The organism is Ferruginibacter sp., from assembly GCF_031430955.1.
GTDB lineage: Bacteria > Bacteroidota > Bacteroidia > Chitinophagales > Chitinophagaceae > Ferruginibacter.
Window position 1 is genome coordinate 1 of the sequence record NZ_JANPCM010000013.1, and the last position, 1,964, is coordinate 1,964.

At 36.0% G+C, this 1,964-nt stretch carries 3 protein-coding genes; 2 read left to right on the top strand and 1 reads right to left on the bottom strand.

Going from position 1 to position 1,964, the window contains the following annotated elements; all coding sequences use genetic code 11:
* Together ACY65O_RS00365 and ACY65O_RS00370 are read left to right on the top strand one after the other, a co-directional pair.
* The coding region (locus ACY65O_RS00365; protein ID WP_462218860.1) for an MgtC/SapB family protein at positions 1-700 on the top strand (700 nt) is incomplete at its 5' end.
* A gap of 24 nt (positions 701-724) precedes the next feature.
* Positions 725-1,501, top strand: a complete 777-nt coding sequence (locus ACY65O_RS00370; protein ID WP_462218861.1) for an enoyl-CoA hydratase-related protein — start codon at positions 725-727, stop codon at positions 1,499-1,501.
* A gap of 9 nt (positions 1,502-1,510) precedes the next feature.
* On the opposite strand, the gene ACY65O_RS00375 is transcribed toward ACY65O_RS00370, so the two are convergent.
* On the bottom strand, positions 1,511-1,964 hold a 454-nt coding region (locus tag ACY65O_RS00375), incomplete at its 5' end, for a thioredoxin domain-containing protein (protein ID WP_462218862.1).

Consider the following 1,964-nt stretch of genomic DNA (forward strand, 5'->3'; position numbering starts at 1 on the left):
CAATTATTTTAATCCCATTAAAATTGTTGCACTACTTTTACCGCAATTGCTTAAATTTATACTTATGGATTTATCTATTTATTTTGAGGAGGCCGCCCAGGTATCTGCAGCATTTATAATTGGTGCCATCATTGGTTTAGAAAGGGAATTCCGAAGCAAACCCGCCGGATTCAGGACAATGATTTTGATTTGTGTTGGATCTTGTTTGTACACCATTCTTTCCAAAGAAAGTGACAGTACCGACAGGATTGCCAGCAATATTGTAACCGGTATTGGTTTTATTGGTGCCGGCGTAATTTTTAAAGAAGGTATTTCTGTTAATGGGTTAACCACTGCCGCATTAATTTGGGTAACTGCTGCATTGGGTATGGCAATTGGTTATCATAATTATCCTATAGCCATTGTGGTATCTGTAATGGTAGTAATTACTTTATTTGTTTTAGAACCTGTACAAAGATTTATTAATAATTTACATCGGGTAAAAGATTACAGAATTAAAACCGTTGCATTGGGTAAAAATTTCAGGACAGAATTTGAATCTTTCTTTTTAACCAACCGCACTACTTTCCGCTGCATGAAAATAGTTAAGGAAGATAATGATGCCGTTTATTTGTACCGCATCAGTTCTCCCGACAGAAATTACGATGCAGTAAATAATTTTCTTTTACACCATACAGAAGTAAAAAGCTTTGAAGTGTAATTCTTTTCTTAATAAATAAATTTTATGTCTTCCATTTTATTCGAAATAAAAAACAATGTTGGGTATATTATTTTAAACCGCCCCGAAAAATTTAATGCGTTTAACAGAGAAATGGCTTTACGCATGCAGGCGCATTTAGATGAATGTGCAAGTGTGCCCGATGTACGCTGTGTATACATTACCGGCGCAGGTAAAGCATTTTCTGCAGGGCAGGATATAAGCGAATTGGTTGGTGAAAATAAAATTGAAATAGCACAAATACTAAGCGAACATTATAACCCTATTGTAAAAAAGATAAGAAATCTACCCAAGCCGGTAGTAGGTGCAGTTAATGGTGTTGCAGCAGGTGCAGGTGCAAATATTGCATTGTGTTGCGATGTGGTGGTAGCAACTGCAGCAGCATCTTTTATCCAGGCATTCAGTAAAATAGGATTGATACCCGATAGCGGCGGCACTTTTACTTTACCCAGATTAATTGGCTGGCAAAAAGCAAGTGCGTTAATGATGACGGGTGATAAAGTAAACGCAACTGATGCAGAAAAAATGGGTATGATCTATAAGGTTTTTGCTGATGAAAATTTTGAAGCAGAAAGTAAAAAAATTGCAGCAACACTTTCTCAAATGCCTGCAAAAGGATTAGCATTTACAAAACATGCGTTGAATAATTCGTTTACCAATTCGTGGGAAGAACAATTATTATTAGAAGATGAATGCCAGCAAAAAGCAGCAGGCACTTACGATTATAAAGAAGGCATCAATTCTTTTTTAGAAAAACGTATTCCGATATTTAAAGGAGAATAGCAGTATCCATTATTTATAATATTTTCTTATCAGCAGTTCCATATCATTGCGGCTCATAAAACCTTCTTGCCTGAAAACATTTATTCCATTTTTATAAACCATTATATACGGCAGCGAATTAAAATGCAATTCTTTCATCAAACTAAGATTTTCATCGGCATTAATTTTTACAATATGTGCGGTATCTTTCATTTGCATAACCATACTGTCTAATGCCGGTACCATTATTTGGCAGGGTGCACACCATGGCGCATAAAAATCTATAAAAACTAAAGGCTTATCTTTTATACTTGCAATAAATTCTTCTTTGCCCATTCCTTTACGGCTGTCAAAATCTTTTCCTTTTATTATGGGCAGGCCATCCAGTTTCCAGTTAATAATGCCCCCTTTTAAATCATATACTTCGGTAAAGCCAAGTTTATTCAGCATCACTGCTGCATCGTGGCTGCGTACGCCAATGGCG